The 3,084-nt window shown below is 67.5% G+C and carries 3 protein-coding genes and 1 pseudogene; 1 reads left to right on the forward strand and 3 read right to left on the reverse strand.

The features are described 5' to 3' along the window. Nucleotides 1-52: 52 nt before the first annotated feature. Nucleotides 53-1,252: a thiolase family protein gene (locus ACLP4W_RS22405; RefSeq protein WP_442389615.1), complete on the reverse strand. Its 1,200-nt coding sequence runs from the start codon at nucleotides 1,250-1,252 to the stop codon at nucleotides 53-55. Nucleotides 1,253-1,346: 94 nt separating this feature from the next. Between ACLP4W_RS22405 and ACLP4W_RS22410 the strand changes: the two genes are divergently transcribed. Beyond that, on the forward strand, nucleotides 1,347-1,820 hold the full coding sequence (locus ACLP4W_RS22410; protein ID WP_442389616.1) for a winged helix-turn-helix transcriptional regulator: 474 nt from the start codon (nucleotides 1,347-1,349) through the stop codon (nucleotides 1,818-1,820). Here the strand turns inward: ACLP4W_RS22410 and rsgA are convergent. Beyond that, nucleotides 1,807-2,799 (reverse strand): ribosome small subunit-dependent GTPase A, encoded by a 993-nt coding sequence (gene rsgA / locus ACLP4W_RS22415; RefSeq protein ID WP_442389617.1) that lies wholly within the window; start codon nucleotides 2,797-2,799, stop codon nucleotides 1,807-1,809. The genes ACLP4W_RS22410 and rsgA overlap by 14 nt on opposite strands. After that, nucleotides 2,796-3,084: pseudogene (locus ACLP4W_RS22420) on the reverse strand (3-phosphoshikimate 1-carboxyvinyltransferase); the annotation flags it as partial. The pseudogene ACLP4W_RS22420 and the gene rsgA, both read right to left, overlap by 4 nt.

Consider the following 3,084-nt stretch of genomic DNA (forward strand, 5'->3'; position numbering starts at 1 on the left):
TAACTAGGTCGAGGGCTCATGTGCCCTGTGTGGTCTTGGGCGGCGAACCCGCTTAGCTCAGCCGCTCGATGATGGTGGCGTTGGCCATCCCGCCGCCCTCGCACATCGTCTGCAGCCCGTAACGACCCCCGCGCTGTTCGAGTGCGTTCACGAGCGTCGTCATGATCCGGGCACCGCTTGCGCCCAATGGGTGGCCAATGGCGATTGCGCCGCCGTTGACATTGGTCCGAGCCAGTATGCTTTTTTGCTCCCCATCTACGTCACTGGCCCAGGCGAGCACGACGGGCGCGAACGCCTCGTTCACCTCGAACAAATCGATGTCGGCCAGCGCCAGGCCGGCCCGACGTAACACCTTCTCGGTGGCCGGGATGACGCCGGTCAGCATGTATAGCGGGTCGGAACCTACCACGGTCGTGGTGTGAATCCGGGCCAGCGGGCGCAGGCCCAGCTTCTTGGCGACCTCGCTGGTGGTGATCAGAACCGCGGCGCTGCCGTCGGAGAGCGGCGACGAGTTGCCGGGTGTGATCTCCCAATTAATCTGCGGGAAGCGGGCTTTCATCGCCTCGCTGTAGAACGCCGGCTGCAGCGCGGCCAACGTCTCCACCGTGGTGGCGGGCCTGATGATCTCGTCGGTTTCCAGTCCGGCGATCGGAATCAGCTCGTTGTCGAAGAGCCCGTCTTTGGTGGCGCGGGCGGCCTTGTTGTGGCTCTCGGCGGAGAATTCGTCGAGTTGAGTGCGCGAGAAGCCCCACCTCGCGGCGATCAGTTCGGCGCTGATGCCCTGTGGCACCAAGCCCTCGGGGTAACGCTGTGTCATGTCCTCGCCGAACGGGTTGCTGCCCGGGAGCACCGAGCTGCCCATAGGTACACGGCTCATCGACTCCACACCGCCGGCGATAACCAGATCGTAGGCGCCGGCGAGCACGCCCTGGGCGGCGAAGCTGATGGCCTGCTGGCTGCTTCCGCACTGGCGGTCGATCGTGACGCCGGGCACCGACTCGGGGAATCCGGCCCCCAGCAGCGCGTTGCGCGCTATGTTGACCGCCTGGTCACCGACCTGGGTGACGGCGCCGGCAATGACATCGTCGATCTGTACCGGGTCCACGCCGGTGCGGGCCACCAGTTCGCGCAGGCTGTGCGCCAGCAGGTCGGTGGGCAACACGTCGTGCAGGGCGCCACTGGCCTTGCCCTTGCCTATCGGCGTGCGCACGGCGTCGACAATGACGGCGTCGCGACCTTGGTAACCGGTCATGGCTCCTCCTTGAGTCCGAAGCTGGCTATTACTAGCCGTACCCAGGTAAACATCTGGGTATACTAAAAGCAACCCAGACCGGGAGGTGATTTGCATGACACTTTTGCAAGGAGCGCTGGCCGACCGGGAAAAGTGGTCGGCGGTGGGGGAGTGCGCGATCGAAAGGACGATGGCGGCGGTCGGCACCAAATCCGCAATGCTGATCATGCGCGAGGCGTACTACGGCACCACCCGTTTCGACGACTTCGCCCGTCGGGTGGGCATCACCAAGGCCGCCACGTCGGCGCGGCTGGCCGAACTGGTCGACCTTGGCCTGCTGGCCCGGCGGCCCTACCGCGAGCCGGGGCAGCGCAGCCGCGACGAGTATGTGCTCACCGAGGCCGGCATCGAGTTCATGCCAGTGGTGTGGGCGATGTTCGAGTGGGGCCGACGTTACCTGCCGGGACACAACCGGCTCCGGCTGACTCATCTGGGCTGTGGCGCCGACGCGGAGGTCCAAATGCGTTGCATAAGTGGGCATTTGGTGCCACCCGACGAACTCGGTATGCGGGCGGTCAGGTCTGGTTGAGCACGGCCAGCAGTCGCCGGGCCGCGGCGACGCGGCGAGCGGCAGGCCCGGACAGGCTGTCCAGCGCACATTCGGGGTCGGCCGGCGGCCCCATGTGCCCGCAGCCGCGCGGACAGTCCTGGATCGTCTCGGCGAGGTCGGAGAACGACGACAGCACGTCGTCGGGCTGGATGTGGGCCAACCCGAACGAGCGGATTCCCGGGGTGTCGATCACCCAGCCGGAACCCGGCAACGAGTCTCCCAACGGCAGTGCCACCGTCTGTGTCGAGGTGTGCCGCCCCCTGCCGATATCGGTCACCTCACCGACGGCCCGATCAGCCTCGGGCACAAGACGGTTCACCAAGGTCGACTTGCCGACGCCGGAATGTCCGAGCAACACGGTGATCTTGCCGGGAAGCAACTCTGCCACCGCCAGCAGGGGATCATCGACGCCGGCGGCGACCACCGTCAGGTCCAGGTCGGCGAACTGCTCGGCGAACGGCTCCGGCGGTGCGAGGTCCGTTTTGGTCAGGCACAGAATCGGCGTCAGGCCGCCGGCGTAGGCGGCGATCAGCGCCCGGTCGACAAGACCGGTGCGGGGCGGCGGGTCGGCCAGCGCCACCACGATCAGCAATTGGTCGGCGTTGGCGACCACAACTCGTTCGGTCGGATCGGTGTCATCGGCGGTGCGCCGCAACACCGTTCGTCGCTCGCCGCGGCGCACGATGCGGGCCAGGGTGTCGGACCGCCCGGACAGATCGCCAACGATGTCGACATCGTCGCCGACGACGATCGGGGTGCGCCCCAGTTCGCGCGCCCGCATCGCGGTGACCCGCCGATCGGGGCAGCCTCCCAGCACACATCCCCAGCGGCCGCGGTCGACGCTGACCACCATGGCGGCCTCGGCGTCGGCGTGCTCGGGACGGGTCTTGGTCCGCGGTCGCGAGCCCCTGCCGGAGCGGATCTTGACGTCGGACTCGTCATAGTCGCCCGGCCTCACATGCCGGGCTCCAGCATGCGTGCCCACAGCTGCGGAAATTCCGGCAGCGTCTTGCTGGTGGCGCCGATGTCGTCCACCTCTACGCCGGCTACACGCAGCCCGATGATCGCGCCGGCCATCGCCATCCGATGGTCGGCATACGCGCGCCAGGTGGCGGGCCGCAACGGTGTCGCGGTGATCACCAGACCGTCCGGCGTTTCGGTGCAGTCGCCGCCCAGGCGGTTGATCTCGCTGCTCAGCGCGGCGAGCCGATCGGTTTCGTGGCCCCGGAGGTGGGCGATGCCG

The sequence above is a fragment of the Mycobacterium sp. genome, from assembly GCF_052145595.1.
Classification (GTDB): domain Bacteria; phylum Actinomycetota; class Actinomycetes; order Mycobacteriales; family Mycobacteriaceae; genus Mycobacterium.

What these genes read in the sequence shown, in the direction of transcription:
- ACLP4W_RS22410 (WP_442389616.1), top strand. Translation starts at nt 1,347, where the DNA reads ATGACACTTTTGCAAGGAGCGCTGGCCGACCGGGAAAAGTGGTCGGCG.
- ACLP4W_RS22405 (WP_442389615.1), bottom strand. Translation starts at nt 1,252, where the DNA reads ATGACCGGTTACCAAGGTCGCGACGCCGTCATTGTCGACGCCGTGCGC.